General features: G+C 71.3%; 21 protein-coding genes. 14 read left to right on the top strand and 7 right to left on the bottom strand.

Annotated elements, in window-relative coordinates; all coding sequences use genetic code 11:
- The first annotated feature begins 42 nt into the window (after positions 1 to 42).
- Complete coding sequence (locus ABZS58_RS40475) at positions 43 to 591, top strand: PH domain-containing protein (RefSeq protein ID WP_354789025.1); 549 nt, start codon at positions 43 to 45, stop codon at positions 589 to 591.
- Between the two features lie 7 nt (positions 592 to 598).
- Here ABZS58_RS40475 and ABZS58_RS40470 read toward each other — a convergent pair whose 3' ends face one another.
- Together ABZS58_RS40470 and ABZS58_RS40465 are read right to left on the bottom strand one after the other, a co-directional pair.
- On the bottom strand, positions 599 to 1,225 hold the full coding sequence (locus tag ABZS58_RS40470; protein WP_354789024.1) for a GtrA family protein: 627 nt from the start codon (positions 1,223 to 1,225) through the stop codon (positions 599 to 601).
- A gap of 122 nt (positions 1,226 to 1,347) precedes the next feature.
- Positions 1,348 to 1,842: a GtrA family protein gene (locus ABZS58_RS40465; protein WP_354789022.1), complete on the bottom strand. Its 495-nt coding sequence runs from the start codon at positions 1,840 to 1,842 to the stop codon at positions 1,348 to 1,350.
- A 291-nt stretch (positions 1,843 to 2,133) separates the two neighbouring features.
- Here ABZS58_RS40465 and ABZS58_RS40460 point away from each other — a divergent pair, with 291 nt between their 5' ends.
- From ABZS58_RS40460 to ABZS58_RS40415, 10 genes are all read left to right on the top strand, one after another.
- Positions 2,134 to 3,960 (top strand): phosphoenolpyruvate carboxykinase (GTP), encoded by a 1,827-nt coding sequence (locus ABZS58_RS40460; RefSeq protein ID WP_354789021.1) that lies wholly within the window; start codon positions 2,134 to 2,136, stop codon positions 3,958 to 3,960.
- A 118-nt stretch (positions 3,961 to 4,078) separates the two neighbouring features.
- Positions 4,079 to 4,849 carry an isoprenyl transferase gene (locus ABZS58_RS40455; protein WP_354789019.1) on the top strand — a complete coding sequence of 257 codons (771 nt, stop codon included), beginning with the start codon at positions 4,079 to 4,081 and terminating at the stop codon, positions 4,847 to 4,849.
- Positions 4,850 to 5,534: 685 nt separating this feature from the next.
- Entirely contained in the window at positions 5,535 to 6,815 is a 1,281-nt protein-coding gene (locus ABZS58_RS40450) for a PhoH family protein (protein WP_354789071.1), read from the top strand.
- Positions 6,816 to 7,043: 228 nt separating this feature from the next.
- Positions 7,044 to 7,715: a lytic transglycosylase domain-containing protein gene (locus ABZS58_RS40445; RefSeq protein WP_354789018.1), complete on the top strand. Its 672-nt coding sequence runs from the start codon at positions 7,044 to 7,046 to the stop codon at positions 7,713 to 7,715.
- A 3-nt stretch (positions 7,716 to 7,718) separates the two neighbouring features.
- Positions 7,719 to 8,402 carry a lytic transglycosylase domain-containing protein gene (locus ABZS58_RS40440; protein ID WP_354789017.1) on the top strand — a complete coding sequence of 228 codons (684 nt, stop codon included), beginning with the start codon at positions 7,719 to 7,721 and terminating at the stop codon, positions 8,400 to 8,402.
- 26 nt (positions 8,403 to 8,428) lie between these two features.
- Positions 8,429 to 9,082, top strand: coding sequence for a rhomboid family intramembrane serine protease (locus tag ABZS58_RS40435; protein WP_354789015.1), 654 nt, complete (start codon positions 8,429 to 8,431; stop codon positions 9,080 to 9,082).
- An 82-nt stretch (positions 9,083 to 9,164) separates the two neighbouring features.
- Positions 9,165 to 10,145 carry an NAD(P)/FAD-dependent oxidoreductase gene (locus ABZS58_RS40430; protein ID WP_354789014.1) on the top strand — a complete coding sequence of 327 codons (981 nt, stop codon included), beginning with the start codon at positions 9,165 to 9,167 and terminating at the stop codon, positions 10,143 to 10,145.
- 45 nt (positions 10,146 to 10,190) lie between these two features.
- Entirely contained in the window at positions 10,191 to 11,819 is a 1,629-nt protein-coding gene (locus ABZS58_RS40425; RefSeq protein ID WP_354789013.1) for an ATP-binding protein, read from the top strand.
- Positions 11,816 to 12,244, top strand: a complete 429-nt coding sequence (locus ABZS58_RS40420; RefSeq protein ID WP_354789012.1) for a response regulator — start codon at positions 11,816 to 11,818, stop codon at positions 12,242 to 12,244. The genes ABZS58_RS40425 and ABZS58_RS40420 overlap by 4 nt, the downstream gene beginning before the upstream one ends.
- On the top strand, positions 12,241 to 13,740 hold the full coding sequence (locus tag ABZS58_RS40415) for an ATP-binding protein (RefSeq protein WP_354789011.1): 1,500 nt from the start codon (positions 12,241 to 12,243) through the stop codon (positions 13,738 to 13,740). The genes ABZS58_RS40420 and ABZS58_RS40415 overlap by 4 nt, the downstream gene beginning before the upstream one ends.
- Before the next feature lie 28 nt (positions 13,741 to 13,768).
- Here ABZS58_RS40415 and ABZS58_RS40410 read toward each other — a convergent pair whose 3' ends face one another.
- Positions 13,769 to 14,464 (bottom strand): TetR/AcrR family transcriptional regulator, encoded by a 696-nt coding sequence (locus ABZS58_RS40410; RefSeq protein WP_354789009.1) that lies wholly within the window; start codon positions 14,462 to 14,464, stop codon positions 13,769 to 13,771.
- Between the two features lie 111 nt (positions 14,465 to 14,575).
- Here ABZS58_RS40410 and ABZS58_RS40405 point away from each other — a divergent pair, with 111 nt between their 5' ends.
- Positions 14,576 to 15,520 (top strand): NAD-dependent epimerase, encoded by a 945-nt coding sequence (locus tag ABZS58_RS40405; protein WP_354789008.1) that lies wholly within the window; start codon positions 14,576 to 14,578, stop codon positions 15,518 to 15,520.
- On the opposite strand, the gene glpX is transcribed toward ABZS58_RS40405, so the two are convergent.
- Positions 15,442 to 16,482 carry a class II fructose-bisphosphatase gene (glpX, locus tag ABZS58_RS40400; protein WP_354789007.1) on the bottom strand — a complete coding sequence of 347 codons (1,041 nt, stop codon included), beginning with the start codon at positions 16,480 to 16,482 and terminating at the stop codon, positions 15,442 to 15,444. The two genes, ABZS58_RS40405 and glpX, sit on opposite strands and share 79 nt — an antisense overlap.
- 128 nt (positions 16,483 to 16,610) lie before the next feature.
- Here glpX and ABZS58_RS40395 point away from each other — a divergent pair, with 128 nt between their 5' ends.
- Positions 16,611 to 17,153, top strand: a complete 543-nt coding sequence (locus tag ABZS58_RS40395) for a DUF4245 domain-containing protein (protein WP_354789006.1) — start codon at positions 16,611 to 16,613, stop codon at positions 17,151 to 17,153.
- 50 nt (positions 17,154 to 17,203) lie between these two features.
- Positions 17,204 to 17,566, top strand: a complete 363-nt coding sequence (locus ABZS58_RS40390) for a hypothetical protein (protein WP_354789005.1) — start codon at positions 17,204 to 17,206, stop codon at positions 17,564 to 17,566.
- A 303-nt stretch (positions 17,567 to 17,869) separates the two neighbouring features.
- Here ABZS58_RS40390 and ABZS58_RS40385 read toward each other — a convergent pair whose 3' ends face one another.
- The 3 genes from ABZS58_RS40385 to ABZS58_RS40375 are packed head-to-tail and all read right to left on the bottom strand — an operon-like array spanning position 17,870 to position 21,893.
- On the bottom strand, positions 17,870 to 18,862 hold the full coding sequence (locus tag ABZS58_RS40385; protein ID WP_354789004.1) for a 4-hydroxy-3-methylbut-2-enyl diphosphate reductase: 993 nt from the start codon (positions 18,860 to 18,862) through the stop codon (positions 17,870 to 17,872).
- Positions 18,859 to 21,153 carry an ABC transporter permease gene (locus ABZS58_RS40380; protein ID WP_354789003.1) on the bottom strand — a complete coding sequence of 765 codons (2,295 nt, stop codon included), beginning with the start codon at positions 21,151 to 21,153 and terminating at the stop codon, positions 18,859 to 18,861. The genes ABZS58_RS40385 and ABZS58_RS40380 overlap by 4 nt, the downstream gene beginning before the upstream one ends.
- Positions 21,150 to 21,893: an ABC transporter ATP-binding protein gene (locus ABZS58_RS40375; RefSeq protein ID WP_354789002.1), complete on the bottom strand. Its 744-nt coding sequence runs from the start codon at positions 21,891 to 21,893 to the stop codon at positions 21,150 to 21,152. Before ABZS58_RS40375 ends, ABZS58_RS40380 begins: the two co-directional genes overlap by 4 nt.
- Positions 21,894 to 21,957 lie beyond the last annotated feature (64 nt).

Here is a 21,957-nt window from a genome sequence, read left to right as displayed (position 1 = left end):
GGGTCTAGCCTCACCTCGACATTCACGAACGAGGAGGTTGGCGTGGGGTTCCCGGAAAGCGTCCTGACCAAGGACGAGCAGGTGGTGCTGCACCTGCACCCCCACTGGAAGGCGCTGTTCCTGCCGGCGCTGTGGTTCGTCCTCACCGCCGCCGTGGTCGTGGTCATCTCCCTGTTCACGGGCGTGGGCACGATCGGCACGCTGATCGCGGCCGGCGTCGGCCTGGTGATCGTGCTGGTGGTCACCGTGTGGCCGTGGATCAAGTGGAAGACCACGCACTACGTCTTCACCAACGAGCGGGTGATCATGCGCAGCGGCGTGTTCTCACGCAGTGGCCGGGACATCCCGCTGGGCCGGGTCAACGACGTGTCGTTCGAGCACTCGCTCTTCGAGCGGATGCTCGGCTGCGGCACGCTCACCATCGAGTCGGCCGGCGAGCGGGGCCAGGTCCAGCTGTCCGACATCCCGCAGGTGGAGAAGACCCAGAGCATGCTCTACGAGCTGGTCGACGCTGACCGGCAGAAGCACACCTTCGGCGACGACGACCGTCAGGCGCTCGTCGACGAGATCAAGAACGACGCGGTGTCCTGATCCTGACCTAGCGGTGGCCGGCGGGGGACTCGAGCTCGTCGAGGGTCAGCTCGCCGGCCGGGTCGTCGTCGTGGGAGTGCCGCGGCACGGGGGCGACGGCGACCTCGGTCAGCGCCACCTCCAGGGCCTCGACCTCCGCCTCCAGCTCGGCGTCCGCGATGGCCTGCGGGTCGGAGCCGGTCGCCGGGGCCGTGAACACGAACGTGCGGTAGGCCCAGAAGCGGAAGACCATCGCGATGCCGATGCCCAGGGCGCTGGCGATGTTGAACGCCAGCCGGTCGCCGCTGTTGGTCTCGCTGAAGCCCAGCCCGTATTTCGCCACGGCGAGCACGGAGGCCTGGATCAGCAGGCCGACGCCGTTGAGCGCGAAGAACAGCGTGTATTCGCGCCGCATGCTCTTGCGGTCGCTCTGACCATAGGTCCACTGCCGGTTGAGGAAGTAGGACGCGGTCGTCGCGACGACGGCCGCGGCGATCTTCGCCTTGAGCGGGCCGATCGACAGCAGCAGGTTGAGCACCGCGAAGTCGATGATCGTGTTGATCCCGCCGACCGCCAGGAACTTGAACAGTTCGGTGGCGAGCGAGCGGTGCCGCTCGGGGACGAACCGGTCGCGGAGGTAGCTGGCTAGGCGCACCGTGCAACCTTACGGTAGGTCGCCAAGCAGCGCCCCGGATACATCGCGGGATGCGGGCCAGCTCACCCGCATCTTGACCACTGCGCAACCAGGTCGTTACCTGCCGCTTCGTTTGAACGAGCCTAGTCCGGCTCGGCGGCCTTGCGGAACACGATGTTGCGGTAGGACCAGAACCGGAACAGGGTTCCGAACGCCATGCCGACCACGTTGGCCGCGATGTTGTCGGCGAGCTTGCCCTGGAAGAACGGCCACACCGAGCCCAGGCCGTAGTGGCTGGCCCACAGGCAGGCCAGGCCGATGATCAGGCCGACCAGGTTGAACAGGAAGTAGAGGCTGTACTCGCGGCGCAGGTTGGTGCGCTCGCGGTCCCGCCAGGTCCAGAACCGGTTGCCGATGAACGCGACCGTCGCGGCGACCACCGTGGAGATCGTCTTCGCGATGAGCGTCGGCGTGCCGGTGAAGAGCAGCACGTTGAAGATGGCCACGTCGACGACGAACGCGACGATCCCGACCGTGCCGAACTTGCCCAGCTCGCGGACCAGGTGCTCGAAGCGCGCGACCAGCCCGCGCAGGCCACCTGGGCCGGGCACGGTCGACACCGACTGCAGTTCCGTCACGTCGCAGAGGGTACGGCACCGGTGGCCTCAGCGGGCACAACTGCCGCAGACCACATGCTTTGCGCGTTGATGCTCGGTTGACGAAAAGTTCACGCGCGTTTCTGCGAACGGCCGCGAGATTCTCCGGCCCTTTGTGCAAGGTTTCACAAGCTCTCGCGCTGCCCGGCCCGGCCTGCCGGTTTAGGCTGAGAGAAATCAGTTCACCGTCGCCACGGCCGCTCGCACCATCGCGCGCCGTGCTTTGCCATATGTACGACCAGGTCAACGCCGACCACTGAGGAGATCCCCAACATGTCCGCACCGGTCACCGTCCCCGGTCTCGATCAGGCCCCCACCGAACATTCCAAGCTGCTCGCGTGGGTCCGCGAGGTCGCCGAGCTCACCGGCCCCGAGCGCGTCGTGTGGTGCGACGGCTCCGAGGGTGAGTGGCGCCGCATCACCGACGAGCTGGTCGACAAGCAGGTGCTGGTGCGGCTGCGGCAGAAGCCCAACTCGTTCTGGGCCCGCACCGACCCCTCCGACGTCGCCCGCGTCGAGGAGCGCACGTTCATCTGCTCCGCCGACGAGGCCGACGCGGGCCCGACCAACAACTGGATGGCGCCCGCGGAGATGAAGCGGGTGATGACCGAGCTGTACGACGGCTCGATGCGCGGCCGCACGATGTACGTGGTGCCGTTCTGCATGGGCCCGCTGACCGCCGAGCAGCCGATGTTCGGCGTCGAGCTGACCGACTCGCCGTACGTGGTCGCCTCCATGCGGATCATGACCCGGATGGGCGCGGACGTGCTCGACCGGATGGGCGACGACGCGCCGTTCGTGCCCTGCCTGCACTCCGTCGGCGCGCCCCTCGCCCCCGGCCAGGACGACGTCGCGTGGCCCTGCAGCGACACCAAGTACATCTCCCACTTCCCCGACACCAGGGAGATCTGGAGCTACGGGTCCGGCTACGGCGGCAACTCGCTGCTGGGCAAGAAGTGCTTCTCGCTGCGCATCGCCAGCGTCATGGGCCGCGACGAGGGCTGGCTCGCCGAGCACATGCTCATCCTGAAGCTGACCGGCCCGACCGGCCAGGTGAAGTACGTCGCCGCCGCGTTCCCGAGCGCCTGCGGCAAGACCAACCTCGCGATGCTGGAGCCGACCATCCCCGGCTGGAAGGTCGAGACCCTCGGCGACGACATCGCCTGGATGCGCTTCGGCGAGGACGGCCGCCTCTACGCGGTCAACCCCGAGTTCGGGCTGTTCGGCGTCGCGCCCGGCACCGACTGGAAGACGAACCCCAACGCGATGCGGACCCTCGCGAAGGGCAACTCGGTCTTCACCAACGTCGCGATGACCGACGACGGCGACATCTGGTGGGAAGGCATGGGCGAGCCGCCGGCGCACCTCACCGACTGGAAGGGCCGCGACTGGACCCCCGGCTCCGACGAGCCGTCGTCGCACCCGAACTCGCGCTTCTGCACGCCGATCGAGCAGTGCCCGATCCTCGCCGACGAATACGCCGACCCGCGCGGCGTCCCGATCGACGCGATCCTCTTCGGCGGCCGCCGCAAGACCACGATCCCGCTGGTGACCGAGGCCCGCGACTGGGTGCACGGCGTCTACCTCGGCGCCACCCTGTCCAGCGAGACCACCGCCGCGGCCGCCGGCAAGGTCGGCGTCGTGCGCCGCGACCCGATGGCCATGCTGCCCTTCATCGGCTACAACGCCGGCGACTACTTCGCCCACTGGCTCGAGATGGCCAAGGGCGCTCCGAACGGCGCCGCTCAGCTGCCGCAGATCTTCTACGTCAACTGGTTCCGCCGCGGCGACGACGGCCGCTTCCTGTGGCCCGGCTTCGGCGAGAACGCCCGCGTGCTCAAGTGGGTCGTCGAGCGCATCGAAGGCACCGCCGCCGCCGTGGAGACCCCGATCGGCCGGGTGCCCGCGCCCGGCGCGCTCGACGTCACCGGCCTCGACCTGACGGCCGAGGACCTGGCGCTCGCTCTGCGTGTCGACGCCGACGAATGGCGGCAGGAGATCCCCCAGGTGGTCGAGTGGTTCGAGCGGTTCGGCGACAAACTGCCCAGCGTGCTCTGGGCCGAGCTCGACGCGCTGAAGGCCCGCCTCGGCAGCGCATAACCCCTGGTCGGCGGCCGGTCAGTCGGGAGATCGGCCGCCCTCCCACCCGCCGTTCAGCACTGTCCGGTGCACGGCTGACGGTGTCGCTTTGCCCGGTAGGTCGCTACTCTTCTCGACCGTGGGCCTGCGTGACGTGGTGTATTCGTTGTACGAGAAGCGTCTCGCCCGACGGCTGCACGGCAAACCTCAGCCGCGACACGTCGGGGTCATCGTCGACGGCAACCGGCGCTGGGCGCGCGAGATGGGCTACGTCGATCCCAACGACGGCCACCGCGTCGGCGCCGAGCGGATCAAGGAGCTCCTCCGCTGGTGCGACGGCGCCACGGTGTCGCACGTCACGCTGTGGCTGCTGTCCACCGACAACCTCTCCCGCCCGTCCGCCGAGCTCGACCCGCTGCTGCAGATCATCGAGAACCTGGCGGCCGAGCTCGCCGACGAGGGCAACCCCTGGCAGCTGCGCATGGTCGGCGCCCTGGACCTCCTGCCGACCGCCAGCGCCCAGTCCCTGAAGGCCGCCGAGGAGCGCACCGTCAACCGCGCCGGCGGCGCCAAGGTCAGCCTCGCCGTCGGCTACGGCGGCCGCCGCGAGATCGCCGACGCCGTGCGCTCCCTGCTCCACGAGCACGCCAAGGCCGGCACGTCGATCGAGGAGCTCGCCGAGATCCTCGACGTCGACCACATCTCCGACCACCTGTACACCCGCGGCCTCCCCGACCCCGACCTGGTGATCCGGACCAGCGGCGAGCAGCGTCTCTCCGGCTTCCTGCTCTGGCAGAGCGCCCACTCGGAGTTCTACTTCTGCGACGTGCACTGGCCCAGCTTCCGCCGCGTCGACTTCCTCCGCGCGCTGCGCTCCTACGCCAACCGCCAGCGCCGCTACGGCGTGTGAACGAGCTGGCGCTCGTTCACACGCCTTCGCACTGTCACTAGCTGCCCCACGCTTCGCGCGGGTCCCGCCGGGGGGATTCTCACCCCCGGAGCCCCCCAATGCGCCGCTGCGCGGCGCACTGCCAGCGCGCAGGGGCGCGCGGCAGCTTCCCGCGCAGCCGCGCACCATCCCCGTGGCCGGCCGCCGCGGTGCCTCCCTTTTCCGTGATCCGGAAGACTTTGTGCTGTCAGGGCGACATGAAGTCTTCCGGATCATGGCAACTCCCGGCCGGATGGGTGTATTCGCTGCGTGGTGGGCTCTTCGCGGAGCGTGTAAGAGGACGGGCGTACCTCACAAGGCGGGCAATCGGCGACTCGATCTAGTGGATTTTGCTTGCAGCGGTTAGCGTCTGTGCTGTGGCTAGGGGTTTTCCCGGCCATCCGAGGCCCGGACCGAGCGATCCACTGTGAAGCCACGGGGCCAAGCACCCGACCCCGTGCGGGCGTCGGAGGACGCGAGTGCGGGCGGCGAGGTGCCCGTCCCCGGAGATCCCGTGACCGTTCGCCGCAGTCCCTCTGATTCCACTCCTGCTCCACGCGGCAGGGCCGTCAAGGCCCAGCCGGCGGAAGCGAGCCAGGACGACGTCAAGCCGGTCCGTCGCACCAGGAAGAAGGCAGAAGAGAAGGCCCCGGAGAAACGCACGTTCGTGCTCGACACCTCGGTCCTGCTGGCCGACCCGGGCGCGTTCCTGCGCTTCGGGGAGCACGACGTGGTCCTGCCCCTGGTCGTCATCTCCGAATTGGAGGGCAAGCGGCACCATCCCGAGCTGGGCTACTTCGCGCGGCGCTCGCTGCGGTTCCTGGACGACCTGCGGGCCAAGCACGGCCGGCTGGACGTGCCGCTGCCGCTGACCGACACCGGCGGCACCCTGCGGGTCGAGCTCAACCACGCCAACCAGAACGTCCTGCCGGCCGGGTTCCGGGCCGACACGGACGACGCCCGGATTCTCGCCGTCGCGCTGGCTCTCGCCGCCGAGGGCAAGGACGTCCTGCTGGTCACCAAGGACATGCCGCTGCGGGTCAAGGCCGGCTCGGTGGGTCTGGCCGCGGACGAGTACCAACCGGGACCGGCGACCAACCAGAGCTACACGGGCATGGTCGAGCTCGGCATCGCCGAGGACGAGGTCAAGCGGCTCTACGCGGGCGAGGCGATCGACCTCGACGGCGCCGGGGACCTGCCGGTGCACACGGGCCTGGTCCTGACCTCGCAGAACGGGTCGGCGCTCGGCCGGGTCAGCGCCGACAAGTCGGTGCGGATCGTCCGGGGCGACCGGGAGGTGTTCGGCGTGCGGGGCCGCTCCGCGGAGCAGCGCATCGCGCTGGACCTGCTACTGGACGAGTCGATCGGCATCGTGTCGATGGGCGGGCGGGCCGGCACCGGCAAGTCCGCGCTGGCCCTCTGCGCGGGCCTGGAGCAGGTCATGGAGCGGCGCAAGCACAAGAAGGTCATCGTCTTCCGCCCCCTGTACGCCGTCGGCGGTCAGGAGCTGGGTTACCTGCCCGGCGACGCCGCGGAGAAGATGTCGCCGTGGGCGCAGGCCGTCTTCGACACGCTCGGGTCGCTCGTGCACGACAACGTGATGGAAGAGGTGGCGGCCCGGGGGATGCTCGAGGTCCTGCCGCTGACCCACATCCGGGGGCGGAGCCTGCACGACGCGTTCGTGATCGTGGACGAGGCCCAGTCGCTGGAGCGGGGCGTCCTGCTCACCGTGCTCTCCAGGATCGGCACCAACTCGCGGGTCGTCCTGACGCACGACGTCGCACAGCGTGACAACCTGCGGGTCGGCAGGCACGACGGCATCGCCGCGGTGATCGAGGCGCTGAAGGGGCATCCGATCTTCGCGCACGTGACCTTGACCCGTTCCGAGCGGTCGCCGATCGCCGAGGTGGTGACGGACCTTTTGGAGGACCTCCCGTTCGAGCGGTAACTTGAGCGAAAGAGTCCCAATTGTCACGTGATTAGGATCACAGAAGGTACTGTTCGGGTTCTCACCCTCGAATGCACTAGGCGATGGTGGGGAACGAGCGCGTGACGCCAGGTTGCTCTGGAGCTTCCCGGCATCAGGCGCTCACGGTGCGTCATCGGCTCGGACGGCGGGTCTGCTCATGGGAGTGGATCGCCGTCCGGGCCGTGCGCCGGTTCCTGTCCCCGACGAATGGACACCTTCGTGATCCGGCTGTGGCACCGGGTCGGCACGCTCCGAGCCCTGGGCATTCTCGTGCTGGTAGCGGGACTGCTCACCGGTGGGTTCGTGATCGCCGGCCGACAGACCCAGCACGAAACGGCGCAGCCGGTCAAGGCCGCCGACGCAGCGTCCCTGCCGAGGGCGACGGGCGGCCCGTCGGCCACCCAGAGTGCCGAGCAGGAAGCGCAGAGCAAGGCGCAGGACGCCGCCTCTGCGGCCGCTGCGCAGGCCAAGGCCGCCGAGGACGCCGCGCGCAAGAAGAAGGAAGAAGAGGCGAGCCGGTCCAACACCCGCTCCGCCGGCCCGCCGTCCTACCCCGCCCCGGCCTCGTGCGGCGTCTACAGCGGCCACCGCAGGACCGGCTGCGACCTCGTGGTCGCCGCGGGCTTCGGCCTCGACCAGATGCCGTGCCTGGACAAGCTCTGGACCAGGGAGAGCGGCTGGAACCCGCACGCGGAGAACAAGGGCAGCGGAGCCTATGGCATCCCGCAGGCCCGGCCCCGCACGAAGATGGCCTCGGCCGGCGGCGACTACCTGGACAACGCCGGAACCCAGATCAAGTGGGGGCTCGGCTACATCAAGGACCGCTACAAGACGCCGTGCGGCGCATGGGGTCACAGCCAGAGCACGGGGTGGTACTAGGCCATGGACGTCCTGACGCTGCTGTGGCAGCGGGTCGGCAAGATCCGTGTCCTGGCCACGCTCGCGCTGGTCGCGGCCCTCGCGGCGGGTGTCGTGATCGCCAACTGGGACAGCGGTAAGAAGGCCGAGCCGGTCAGTACCGCCGCCGACGCCACGCTCCCGCGAGCCTCCTCCTCGGAAGGGGGAAGCCCGTCCTCGTCGCCGGCGTCGCAGGAGGCGCAGAGCAAGGCGCAGGACGCCGCCTCGGCCGCCGCCGCGCAGGCCAAGGCCGCCGAGGACGCCGCGCGCAAGAAGAAGGAGGAGGAGGCGAGCCGGTCCGTCACCCGGACCCTCGGGCCGCCGTCCTATCCGATCCCCGCCGTGTGCGACGTGTACAAGGGCAAGAGCGACAACAAGTGGCGCGGCTGCGGCCTCGTCTTCCAGGCCGGCTTCGGCTTCGACCAGATGTCTCCGTGCCTGGAGAAACTCTGGGACAAGGAGAGCCACTGGACGACGAAGGCGGAGAACAAGAGCTCCGGGGCCTACGGCATCGCCCAGGCGCTCCCGCCGTCGAAGATGAGCTCGGTCGGCAGCGACTGGTCGTGGAACCCGGAGACCCAGATCAAGTGGGGCCTGGGCTACATCAAGGGCCGCTACAAGACGCCGTGCGCCGCCTGGTCCCACAGTCAGTCCTCCGGCTGGTATTAGCGGGGGAAACCTGTTACCACAGTGGCGTGACCCTCGACGCGACTGGTCAGTCCGACCCCAACCGCTTCGGCACCGAGGCGTTCTACGCCTCGGTCGGCCGGGCCTTCGTCGCCATGTGCGCGTTCGTCCCGGTCCTGTTCGCGATCGAGTTCCTCGACCGGCTCACCGGTGAGCGGCTCGACCAGGACGGCGGCATCCGGCCGCACCACATCGACGGGCTCGACGGCATCCTCTTCTCGCCGTTCCTGCACGCGGGCTTCGGCCACGTCCTGGCCAACAGCATCCCGCTGATCCTGCTCGGCACGTTCGTGCTCGCCGCCGGCACCACCCGCTTCCTGCTCACCACCGCCTTCATCGCGCTCGTCGCCGGCGTCGGGGTGTGGTTCATCGGCGATCCGGACACCGTGGTCGTCGGCGCCAGCGGCGTCATCTTCGGCTATCTCGGCGTGATCCTGATGCGTGGCGTGGTGGAGCACAGCTGGTGGCACATCGCCGTCGGTGTCCTCATCGGGCTGCTGTACGGCTGGCAGCTCTTCGGCGTGCTGCCGGGCGAGGAAGGGGTCTCCTGGCAGGGCCACCTCTGCGGGTTCATCGCGGGCCTGGTCGCGGCGATCCTGTTCCGCCGCCGCCGCCCGCGCCGGTCCGACGACCCCCTGGCCATCGGCACCGACGCCACGTAGCGCGCGAAGACGACCCGGCACCGTCGCCGCGCGCGAAGGCGATCCTCTGGCCATCGGCACCGATGCCGCATAGCGTGCCCTTATGCGGGAAGTGGACCTGGCCATCGTCGGCGCGGGACCGGCCGGCCTCTTCGGTGCGTACTACGCGGGCTTCCGGGGGCTCAGCACCGCGGTGATCGACGCGCTGCCGGAGCCCGGCGGCCAGGTCACGGCGATGTACCCGGAGAAGATGATTTTCGATGTCGCGGGGTTCCCCGGCATCCGCGGCAGGGACCTGGTCGCCAACCTGGTCGAGCAGGCCGACCAGTTCCGTCCCCAGTACCTGCTCGGCATGCGGGCCGAGACCCTCGCCTACGACGACGGGCGGCCCGTGCTGACCCTGTCCGACGGCACCGTCCTGCACTGCGGGGCCGTGCTCATCACCGGCGGGCTGGGCAGCTTCACCGCCCGCCCGCTGCCCGCCGCGGAGGGCTTCGCCGGGACCGGCCTGGTCTTCTTCGTGCCGCACCTGGCCGACCTCGCCGGCCACGACGTGGTCATCGTCGGCGGCGGCGACTCCGCCTTCGACTGGGCCCTCGCCCTGCAGCCCCTGGCGCGGTCGGTGACGCTCGTGCACCGCCGGGAGAGGTTCCGCGCGCACGCCTCCACCGTCGCCCGCGCGCAGGCGCTGCCGATCGAGATCATCGTCAACGCCGAGGTCACCCGGATCCGCGCCGGTGCCGAGGGCGGTGGGCGGTGCACCGGCGTCGACGTCACCGTCCGCGGCGCCGGGCCGCGCACCCTGCCGGCGGACTCGGTCGTGGCCGCGCTCGGCTTCACCGCCGACCTCGGCCCCCTCGCGGACTGGGGCCTCGACCTGGACAGGCGCCACATCAAGGTCGACTCGACCACCGCGACCAACCTGCCGCGGGTGTTCGCCGCCGGCGACATCAGCGAGTATCCGGGCAAGGTCCGGCTCATCGCGGTCGGCTTCGGCGAGGCGGCCACCGCCGTCAACAACGCCGCCGTGATCATCGACCCGGCCGCCCATCTCTTCCCGGGACACTCCTCCGACAACGGGTGAGCAACTCCTCAATTACCTCGGCGCACCGCCGATCTGAGATGCGTGGTGGGCGTCCGTCTCCAGGTGTTCGGGGTGGTGCTGCTCGGCCTGCTGGTCTCCGGCGGGGCGGGGCTGCTGATGCACCGCGTCGAGCTGGTCAACGCCGGCCAGACCCTGGACCGGCGGGTCGCCGCGGCGCAGGAGTCGGTGGCCTCGACCGCCCAGCGGTACGTCGACGCGGTGCAGCTGACGGCCGGCGGACTCGAGGCGGTGCCGGCGGTCGACGCGCGGTCGTTCGCCACCGCCACCGCCCCGCTCGGCCAGCTGTGGCTGCCCGGGGCCACCTCGGTCGGCTTCGTCGTCGCCGTGCAGGACCAGGCCGGCATGGTGGTCAGCGGCCTCGCGCTCACCGCCGTCACCGCCATGCTGGTCCACACCCTCGCGACGTCGCGCCGCCGGGCCGAGGAGCGGGTCACCCAGGCCACCGCCGACCTGCGGCACCAGGCGACCCTGCTGTCCGCGGTGATGAGCACGATCGGCGACGGCGTCGTGGTCCTCGACGCCGGCGGCGCCGCGGTGTGGCTCAACCCGAGAGCCCGCGAGCTGCTCGGCGACGACATCGAGCGGCACCCGACGGCCGAATGGGCCCGGCTGCTCGACGCCTACGAGGCCGACGGCACCACCCCGTACGAGTTCCGCGACCTCGTGCGGCGGCACCTGGAGTCACAGGTGGAGGCGATCGTGCGCGGCCGCCGGCTCGACATCCGGATCCGGGCGCTGGTCCGCCACGGTGGCGCCGAAGGCCACGAAGGCCCCGAAGGCCCCGAAGGCCCCGAGAGCCCCGAGGGCCCCGAGGGCCCCGAGGGCGCGGACGGCGCGGTCGCCGTGCTGCGCGACATCACCGAGCGCAGGACGGCGGAGCTGGCGGTCGAGCAGGTCAACGCCGAGCTCGAGGTGCGCGTCGCCGAGCGCACCGCCGACCTGCGCGAGGCCAACGCCGAGCTGGAGTCCTTCTCGTACAGCGTCTCCCACGACCTCAGGGCACCGTTGCGGGCGGTCGACGGCTTCGCGAAGATGCTCGCCCTCGACCACGGCGACGCGCTCGACGATCAGGGCCGCCGGTACCTCGCCCGGATCCGCGCCGGCGCCCAGCACATGGGTGAGCTGATCGACGGGCTCCTTGCCTTCTCCAGGCTGCAGCGGCAGGAGATGGCGAGCCTGCGGGTGCACGTGGACCAGCTCGTCGCCGACGTCTGGGAGGAGCTCGGCGTGGAGCGCGGCACCCGCGACCTCGTCCTCACCGTCGGGGACCTGCCCGACGCGGAGGGCGACCCGCGCCTCATCCGGCACGTGGTGGCCAACCTGGTCGGCAACGCCGTGAAGTACACCCGCGACGTCTCCCCGGCGACGATCGAGATCGGGCACCGGGTCACCGCCGGCGGCGACGCCACGTACTACGTCAAGGACAACGGCGCCGGCTTCGACATGCGGTACGCCGACAAGCTCTTCAAGGTCTTCCAGCGCCTGCACCGGGCGGAGGACTACGAGGGCACCGGCATCGGGCTCGCCCTGACCCACCGCATCGTGCTGCGGCACGGCGGCCAGATCTGGGCCGACGCGGCCCCCGGCGAGGGCGCCACGTTCTACTTCACCCTTCCGGCATACGCACGATCGCTGTTGGAGGTGGGCGGGTGAAACCGCTGTCGAACAGGGTCCTGCTCGTCGAGGACAACCCCGACGACCTGGAGCTCGCCCGGCTCGCGTTCGAGCGGGGGAGCTTCGCCCGCAACATCGACGTCGCCCGCGACGGCGCCGAGGCGCTGGACCACCTGTTCGGGCCGGGCGCCGCCGACCCGCCGCAGGTCGTGCTGCTGGACATCAAGCTCCCGCTGGTCGACGGCATCGACGTGCTGCGCCGGGTCAAGGCCGACGCGCGGACCCGGCACATCCCGGTCGTCATGCTCACCTCGTCGGCGCAGGACCGCGACCTGCACGCCTGCTACGAGCTCGGGGCCAACAGCTACATCGTCAAACCCGTCGACATGGAGCAGTTCATGGCCGCCGTCAACAGCATCGGCCTGTACTGGCTGGGCCTCAACCTGACCGACTCGCACTCATGAGGATCCTGCTCCTCGAGGACAACCCCGACGACGCCGAGATGCTCGCGTTCGAGCTGCGGCGCGCCGGGTTCGCGCCCGTGTGGCAGCGGGTCGAGTCCGGCGAGGAGTTCCAGGCCGCGCTGGAGCACCCCGAGGGCCCGCCCGAGGTGATCCTCGCCGACTACTCGCTGCCGCGGTTCACCGCCCTCGAAGCGCTGCACATGTTGCGTACCGGCGGCTACGACATCCCCACGATCGTGGTCAGCGGCGCGATGAGCGAGGAGTCGTGCGTCGACGCGCTGCGCCACGGTGCCGTGGACTACCTGCTCAAGGACCGGCTCAGCAGGCTCGCCTCGGCCGTGCAGCACGCCCTGTCGCAGCAGCGGCTCGCCGCCGACCAGCGCCGCGCGCAGGAGACGTTCCGTGCCGCCTTCGACCACGCCCCGGTCGGCATGGCCGTCACCGACCTCGCCGGCCACGTGCTGGAGGTCAACCAGGAGCTGGCCCGCATGACCGGCCTGCAGCCGTCGCAGCTGCTGCTGGACATGGTCGTCGAGGAGGACCGGGCGATCGTCGCGGACAAGATGCAGCGCCTCGTCGCCGGTGAGGCGGAGAAGGTGAGCAAGGAGCTGCGGTTGTGCCGCTCCGACGGCGCGCCGCTGTGGGGGCAGTACTCGGCGTCACTGATCAGCGCGGGCGTCAGCAGGCATCCGGGGGCGCACCACGTCGTGCACCAGATCGCCGACGTCACCGACCGCCGCCGCGCCGAGGAGGCCCTGCAGCGGCAGGCGGCGCGGCTCGCCCGCACCAACAGCGACCTGCAGGAGCTCGACCGGCTCAAGAGCGAGTTCGTCGCCACGGTCTCCCACGAGCTGCGTACGCCGCTGACCAGCATCCGCGGGTACACGGAGATCCTCGCCGACGCGCACGCCAGCACCCTCGGCGCGACCGAACGCAAGATCGTCGGCATCATCGACCGCAACGGCCGCCGTCTGCTCGACCTGATCGAGGACCTGCTGACGTTCTCCCGGATCGAGTCCGGCACGCTCACGCTCAGCGTCGGCCCGGTGAAGGTGAAGCACGTCATCGACGCCGCCTTCGAGGCGATCCGCCCGTCGGTGGAGACCGCCGGCCTCAGCGTCGTCCTGGACATCGACGAGCACATCCCGGTCGTGCAGGGCGACGGCGACCAGCTCGAACGCGTCGTGCTCAACCTGCTGACCAACGCCGTCAAGTTCTCCGACCCGGGCGGCTCGGTCACCGTCACCGGCCGGGAACGCGACGGCGAGGTCGTCGTCTGGATCCGCGACACCGGCGTCGGCATCCCGGAGCACGAGCAGGGCATGCTGTTCACCCGCTTCTTCCGCACCGCCGACGCGCAGCAGCGGGCGATCAAGGGCAGCGGGCTGGGGCTGGCGATCAGCAAGGCGATCGTGGAGGCGCACGGCGGCTGGATCGCCCTGGAGTCGATCGAGGGCAGCGGCACGACCGTCGGATTCGGCGTCCCGACCCCCTGACCTTCATCCCGCGAGCAGGGCGGCGGCGTCAGATGCCGACGAACCTCGCCTGGGCCAGCATCTGGTGCCCGAAGAACTCGTCGCGGTGCTGGACGACGTTGTTGAGCTGCCCGAACAGCTCGAAGCTCACCAGCCCGAACAGCGTCACCCAGGCCGACAGCGCCCGGGCGGTGACGGCGTCGGGCACGTCCGGCGCGATCACCGAGCCGGCCCGCCGCACGTCCTCGGCGACCTCGTCCGGCAGTTCGGCCGCCGGCGGTCCTGTGCGCGTCTGGACCCTTCCGGTCACCGCGGCGTCCTGGATGATCGTGCCCAGGACGGTGACCGCCCTGGTCGCGGCGGCGATCGTGTCCGGCGGCGCCTGGTAGCCGGGGACCGGGCTGCCGTAGATCAGCGCGTACTCGTGCGGGCGCTCCAGCGCCCAGCCCCGCACCGCGTCGCAGACGGCCATCCACCGGCCGGTGAGGTCGTCGCGCTCCACGGCGCGCTCCCGGTCCTCCACCGTCTGGCCGAGCGAGTTGTACGCGTCGAGGATCAGCGCCGTCAGCAGGTCGTCGCGACTGGCGAAGTACCGGTAGATCGCCGACGACACGACGCCGAGGTCGCGGGCCACCGCGCGCAGGGACAGGTTGGCCCCGTCGGTGGCCAGGTGCCGCCGGGCGATCACCTTGATCTCGTCGGTCATCTCCGCACGGACGCGTGCCCTGATGCTGGTCGCCTTCATGCAGTACATAGTCGCATGCTCGCTGACGAGAGCACTGCTCTTGATTTGGCGTGCGACGCATGCTCTACTGAGAGAGCACTGATCTCGTATACACGGTTAGGGGAGGCAGTCATGCAGGTCATCGTCGGTGCGGGCGCCGTCGGCTCGATCGTCGCCGAGCGGCTCGCGGTGTTCGGAGAACACGTCAGGATCGTCAGCCGCTCCGGCGCCGGGCCCGTTCACCCGCTCATCGAGCGCGTCGCCGCCGACGCCGCCGACGGGGTCGCCCTGCGCTCCGTCACCGCCGGCGCGAGCGTCATCTACAACTGCGTCAACCCGCAGTACCACGCCTGGCCGGCCGACTGGCCGCCGATCAACGACGCGCTGATCCGCGCCGCCGCCGCCGGCGACGCCGTCCTCGCGATCACCGGCAACCTGTACGGCTACGGCCGCGTCGACCGGCCGATGACCGAGGACACGCCCCTGGCGGCCACCGGGCACAAGGGCCGCGTCCGGGTCAGGATGTGGCAGGACGCCCTGGCCGCCGGGATCCGCACGTTCGAGGCCCGCGCGTCGGACTACATCAGCCCGACCTTGTCGATCATCGAGATGGCGCTGCCGGCGATGCGGGCCGGCAAGACCGCGTGGCTCCCCGGGTCGCTGGACGTGCCGCACAGCTACACGTACATCGGCGACGTCGCCGACACGCTGATCTCCCTCGCGACCGACGAGCGGGCGTGGGGGCGGGCGTGGCACGTGCCCTCACCGCCCCCGATGACCGCCCGGTCGATGCTGGCGACCGTGGCCCGCCTCGACGGCCTGCCCGCCCCGCGCCTGCGCTCCTACCCGGCCGCCGCCGTGTGGGCCGCCGGGCTGACCGACAGGTTCGCCAAGGAGTTCCGCGAGGTCCGCCACCAGCACGTCAAGCCGTTCGTGCTCGACTCCTCGCGGGTCACCGCCACGTTCGGCCTGACGCACACGCCGGTGGACGAGGCCGTTCAGTCGGTGCTCGGCAACGTGCCCTCGGACTCGATCCCCAGCGGCGGCAGGGTGCCGTCGAAGTCGACCAGCGAGTAGGCGCGCAGCTTCTCCAGCCGGTGGAACGAGTCGACCACCCGGATCGTGCCGGACCGGGACCGCATCACGATCGACTGCGTCTCCGCCCCGCCGCGGCGGTAGCGGACGCCCTTGAGCAGGTCGCCGCTGGTCACGCCGGTCGCGCAGAAGAACATGTTGTCGCCGCTGACCAGGTCGTCGGTGTGCAGCACGCGACCGAGATCGTGGCCGGCGGCGAGCGCCTTCTCCCGCTCGGCCTCGTCCTGCGGCCACAGCTTCGCCTGGATCGCGCCGCCCATGCATTTCAGGGCCACCGCGGCGACGATGCCCTCAGGGGTGCCGCCGACGCCCATCAGCACGTCGGTCTCGGATCCTTCGCGGGCGGCGCTGATCGCCCCGGCGATGTCCCCGTCGGAGATGAACCGGATCCTGGCCCCGGTCTGCCTGACCTGCTGGACCAGCTGCTTGTGCCGGGGCCGGTCCAGGACGCACACCGTCACGTCGGAGACGCTGGAGCGCTTCACCCGGGCGATCCGCCGCAGGTTCTCCTCCACGCCGGCGTCGATGTTGATCACGTCCGCGTAGTCCGGCCCGACGGCCAGCTTCTCCATGTAGAACACGGCGCTCGGGTCGAACATCGCGCCCCGCTCCGCGACGGCGAGGACCGCGACCGCGTTGGGCATCCCCTTGCTCATCAGCGTCGTGCCGTCGACCGGGTCGACCGCCACGTCCACCTCGGGTCCGGTGCCGTCCCCGACCCGCTCGCCGTTGTACAGCATCGGCGCGTTGTCCTTCTCGCCCTCGCCGATCACCACGACACCCTGCATCGGCACCGAGTTGATCAGCAGGCGCATCGCGTCGACGGCCGCGCCGTCGCCGCCGTTCTTGTCACCCCGTCCGACCCAGCGCCCGGCGGCCATCGCCGCGGCCTCCGTGACTCGTACCAGGTCGAGGGCCAGGTTCCGATCCATCTCACGACTCATGTGTGCTCTCCTCGCGCGGCGTTGCGTGGGCGGGCGGGCCACCTGTCATCGTGGCAGGCCGGCGTGTCCCGCGTCGCTGCGGACCGGGCCGTTGTGGCATCTTCCATCCGATGGTTCACGATGTACTGGTGGAAACCGCTGCTCCCGCTCCTGCGCCCGCCTCCCCGTCCCCGGAGCGCGCCGGTCGTCGCCCCCGGGACATGGCACTGTCGATGCTGGTCCTGCTGGTGCCGGTCTTCCTGCTCGTGGGCTTCTACCGCTACCTCGGCCACGAGGACCCACCGGCCGTCGACGCCGACGAGGTGTACGGCTCGGTCCAGCGCGCCGGCCAGTTCACCCCGCTCAAGCCTTCGGAGCTGCCGCCGGGCTGGCGGATCGCCTCGGCCGCCTTCACCGACGGCGTCCTGCGCCTCGGCGTGACCGCCCCCTCCGACGGCGCGATGCAGGTCGTCCAGAGCGCCCAGCCCGCCGCCACCCTGATCCCGGCGATCATCGGCACCGGCGGCACCCCCGGCGCTCCGGTCTCCGTCAACGGCACCGACTGGCAGCGCCACGACGACGGCCGCCCCGGCGAGCGCGCCCTCACGCAGTCCGCCACCGGCCGCACCGTCGTCATCTTCGGCCGCGCCACCGACGCGCAGCTCCAGCGCCTGGCGTCGTCGCTCCGCTAGTGTCGGGCACATGATCGCGCGCCTGCGGTCCGCCGATTACCGTCCGGCTCATGTTCGGACTCGGCCGGAAGCCCGGCGCCAACGCGGTCACCGCTCGCGGGGAGATCGCACACGTCGACCTCGGCCCTGACCAGACCCGCTACACCGTCGGCGTCCAGGTCTTCCCCGACGACGCGGCCCCGTTCCTGGCCTCCATCAAGGTGCACCTGCGCGGCACGGCCGCACCGATGCTCGGCGAGGAGACCTGGGTCCGCTACCGGCCGGACGACAAGGGCCGCATCGACTTCGACCGCGACCGCATCAAGGTCAGAGCCTACGACCGTGTCCGGGCCAACCCCGCCCTCCAGCGCGTCGTCGACACCGTGTACACCCACGGCGACCCCCCGGTCAGCGTTATAGCCACCGCCCGCTGAGCCCGGCGCTCCCTGGCCCACCGCCCGACTTCCGGCCGCGCGACGACCCGGTGGATCACTGGTCCGGTGACCCCAGCGATCCACCATGTTGTCGAGTTCCGGGCCTCGGGGGCGCGCAGACCTGCGTCCTCACCGACCGGCACGTCAGGCGACCTTGTCAGGAACGCCAAGGGCACTGCTCGGCCGAGGTGCCGCGTGCCAGGTGCCGCGCGGGCAGGCCGAGGTGCTGCGTGCCAGATGCCAGGTGCCGCGTGCAGCGCGGGCAGGCCGAGGTGCTGCGCGTCGGGCGACGCGGGCAGGGGGCTACGACAGGGTCTTGGCGACCTCGGCGGCGCGGGCGGCGGCGCCGGCCTTCATGTCGCGCTTGAGCTCCTGGGGGAGGGAGAAGACGAGTTTCTCCTGAGCGGTGGTGATCTCCGCCACGTCGGTGAAGTCGCGGGCGGCCAGGAAGTCGAGGACCTCCATGACCAGCTCCTCCGGCACGGAGGCGCCTGAGGTGACGCCGACGGTGGTGGCGCCGGTGAGCCAGGCGTCCTGGATCTCGTGGGCGTAGTCGATGAGGTAGCCGGCGTCGGCGCCCGCGTCGACGGCGACCTCGCGCAGGCGCTGGGAGTTGGAGGAGTTCTGGGAGCCGACGACCAGGACCACGTCGCAGTTGGGGGCCATGGCCTTCACTGCGTCCTGCCGGTTGGACGTGGCATAGCAGATGTCGTCGCTGGGCGGCGACATCAGCAGGGGGAGCTTGGTCTTGAGGCGGGCGACCGTCTCCAGCGTCTCGTCGACCGAGAGGGTGGTCTGGGAGAGCCAGACGACCTTGGAGGGGTCGCGGACCGTGACCTTGTCGACGCCCTCGGGGCCGTCGACGAGCTGGATGTGGGCGGGGGCCTCGCCGGCCGTGCCGATGACCTCTTCGTGCCCCTCGTGACCGATGAGCAGGATGTCGTAGTCGTCGGCGGCGAACCGGCGGGCCTCCTGGTGGACCTTGGTGACCAGCGGGCAGGTCGCGTCGATGGCCTTCAGGGAGCGGGCGGCGGCCTGCTCGTGGACCTCGGGGGCGACGCCGTGGGCGGAGAAGACGACGATGGCGCCCTCGGGCACCTCCTCGTTCTCCTCGACGAAGATCGCGCCCTTGGACTGCAGGGTGCCGACGACGTGCTTGTTGTGCACGATCTCCTTGCGGACGTAGATCGGCGCGCCGTAGAGCTTCAGGGCCTCCTCGACCGTCTGAACAGCACGGTCGACGCCGGCGCAGTAGCCGCGGGGCTTGGCGAGCAGGACGCGCTTCGAACCAGTCACCCCGCCATGGTACGTGCCTCCACCGACAACATCCCCCGCCGCAGAAACGGCAGAAGGGCCGCGAAAGCCGCGAGCAGCGCGCAGACCCCCGCCACTCCCGCCAGCCAGAGCCACGGCATGACGAGCGTCACAGGCGCCCCGATCTCGTCCTGCAGGCCCGCCCGTGCCTCGTAGAGCGCCGGCACCGCGACGGCCAGGCCCAGCAGCACGCCGATGGCGACAGCGAGCAGTGACTCGACCACCACGAAGCGCGCCGTCTGTGCCACGGTCGCGCCGGTACGGTGCAGCGTCACCAGCTCCTCGCGCCGGGCACGGGTGGCCATGAGCACGGTGTTGGCCACGGCGAGCGCCGTGTAACCGACGGAGATGCCCAGCAGCACGGCCAGGAACAGGTCGACCAGGTCGTTCTCGCTGGCGGCCTCGCGCGAGACGTACTCCCGTGCCGTCATCGAGGTGGCGCCCGGCGACGGCACGAACGAACCCGACAGGTGCACGACCTGCGTCAACGCGGTCGGGTCGTGCCGGCGCACCAGGTCCCGCGGCAAGAGCACCGTGTCCGATATATCCGTCACGGTCAGGTCCACCACCACTCCGTCGACGAACCGCACCGGCACCACCGCGCCGACGCGCAACCCCAGCCCCGATGGAACCGAAAAGCCCGGAAAGTCGGGCACACCGGAAATGTCCACGACGGAGCCGGACGGCAGGTACGCGACCGACGGCAGCGTGGACCGGCCGGACTGCGCAAGCACCGCGGCCTCGGAAAGCCCGGGAACCCCGGCGACCCCGGCAGCCACCGAAGCGGCCGGCATCGCGGCGGCGTCCTCGATGTCCACCGCCTCCGCGGCCGTCTGGAACGTCCCCACCAGCAGCACCGTGAAGCCCACCGCCGCCAGCACCGGCGCCGCGACGGACGCGAGCCGCCGGGCGGACACCGCCGCCGAGCCCCGCACCAGCGCGGCGGTCGCCCCCCGCCCGACGGGCAGCAGCCGTACCAGCGCGACCACTACGACAGGAGCCAGCAATGCGGCGGCGACCAGCAGCAGCATCGCCGAGCCGAGCACCAGCGTCGGCTTGTCCTGCGCGCTCGAGCCGGGCAGGAGCAGCGCGATGCCACCGCCGGCCAGGACGCACAGGACCCCGGCCGCCCACCGCGTCCGGGTCATCGGCCGCGGCTCCGCGGCGGAGGAGCGCAACGCCTCCAGCGGCGGGACCCGGCCGGCCCGCCGCGCCGACAGCCACACCCCGGTGACGGCCACGACCAGCCCGGCCAGCACCGACACGCCCAGCGCCCACCAGGACACGCCGACGGTGAAGCCTTCCGGCTCCAGGCCGACCGCCACGAACCGCCCGGCCAGCAGCGGCGCGGTCAGCGCACCGAGCAGCGCGCCGGGCACACCGGCGGCGAGCGCGACCACGAGCGTCTCGGTGAGCAGCAGCCGCCGCACCTGCCCGGGCGTGGCGCCCACGGCGCGCAGCAGGCCGAGCTCCCGGCGCCGCGTGCTGACGGCGAACGCGCAGGTCGACGACACCACGAACACCGCGACGAACCCGCCGACGAACACCGTGGCGATGATCAGCTGCGCGCCGAGCCACCTGGTCCGGACGTCCTGCTCGGGCTCCACCGCGGACCGCGCGGCACCGACGAGGACCGTGCCACCCGGGTCCAGGTGCACGGACGCGCCCGGCGCGAAGAGGACGCCGATCACCCGTACACCACCCGCCAGCGACGACGCGGTGGCCTCGTCGACATAGAAACCGTCGCCGTCGAAGACCCCGGTGACGGTCCAGCTCGCGGGCCCGGCGGTGGTCAGGACCGGCAGCGTCGCGCCGACCGGCACTCCCGCCGAGGCCGGCACCGCGACCTCACCGCGACCGCCCGGCGGTTCTCCGTCGCGGATGGTGTACCCACCGAGCGCCGCCGACGACCACGCGTGTCCACTGTGCAGGGAGTCGGAGGCGTCCCCGACGGGTTGTCCGTCGACGAGGCGTTGCACGTAGAACGTCCGGAACGGCACCGCGGCGGCCACCCCCGGCGTCGCCGTGAGCCGGTCGACGATCGAGGTGACCTCGTCCGGCGACCACGGCCGGTACACCGGGAAACCACCCTCGGCGGGCTCGGACGACGGCGGGGCGATCACCGCGTCCGTGGCCGCGAGCGCGCCCGGCACCCGGGGCTGCGCGGCGGCCCACAGGGTGAGGCAGCCGGAGATGACGGCGACGCCGAGCAGCAGCGCCGCGAACGTGCCGAGCAGAGCGGCCCACCGGTGCCGCACCGATGCGAGGGTCATGACAGCGCCGCCATCCGGGTCGCGATGTGCTCGGCGCCGCGCGGCTCGTGCAGGTCCTCGACGATCGCGCCGTCGGCGAGGAACAGGACCCGGTCGGCGTACGCGGCGGCCAGGGGGTCGTGGGTGACCATGACGACGGTCTGGGCGTGCCGGTCGACGGCGGCCCGCAGCAGCCGCAGCACCTCCCGGGACGCGGTCGCGTCCAGCGCCCCGGTCGGCTCGTCGGCGAACACCACGACCGGCCTGGTGACCAGGGCGCGGGCGATCGCGACCCGCTGCTGCTGCCCGCCGGACAGCTCGCCCGGCCGGTGCCCGGTCCGGTCGGCGAGCCCGACCTCGGCGAGCATCGCGTCGACCTGCCCGGCGGCGGCGCGGCGGCCGGCGAGACGCAGCGGCAGCTCCACGTTCTGCGCCGCGGTCAGCGACGCGACCAGGTTGAACGCCTGGAACACGAAGCCGATCCGGTCGCGCCGCAGGCGGGTCCTGGCCTTCTCCCGCAGCGGCCCGAGCTCGACCCCGTCGACGAGGACCCGGCCCTCGCTGACCTGGTCGAGACCGGCCGCGCAGTGCAGCAGGGTCGACTTGCCGGAGCCGGACGGCCCCATCACGGCGGTGAAGCTGGCCGGGGCGAACCCGACGGAGACCCGGTCGAGCGCGGTCACGGCCTGCTCGCCGGTGCCGTACCGGCGGCCGACCCCGTGCAGCTCGACGGCCTGGCGCGTTTGCAATGTCGTCGTCACGCTGTCGAGCCAACCGTTTCCGCGGGGCCGGCACAGTCGCGCTGCGGGGAGAGCCGAAGGTAAC

This window comes from Dactylosporangium sp. NPDC005555 (assembly GCF_040605635.1).
Taxonomy (GTDB): domain Bacteria; phylum Actinomycetota; class Actinomycetes; order Mycobacteriales; family Micromonosporaceae; genus Dactylosporangium.
The sequence above is the reverse complement of the archived record's forward strand: the minus strand, read 5'-3'. Positions and strand labels throughout refer to the sequence as shown.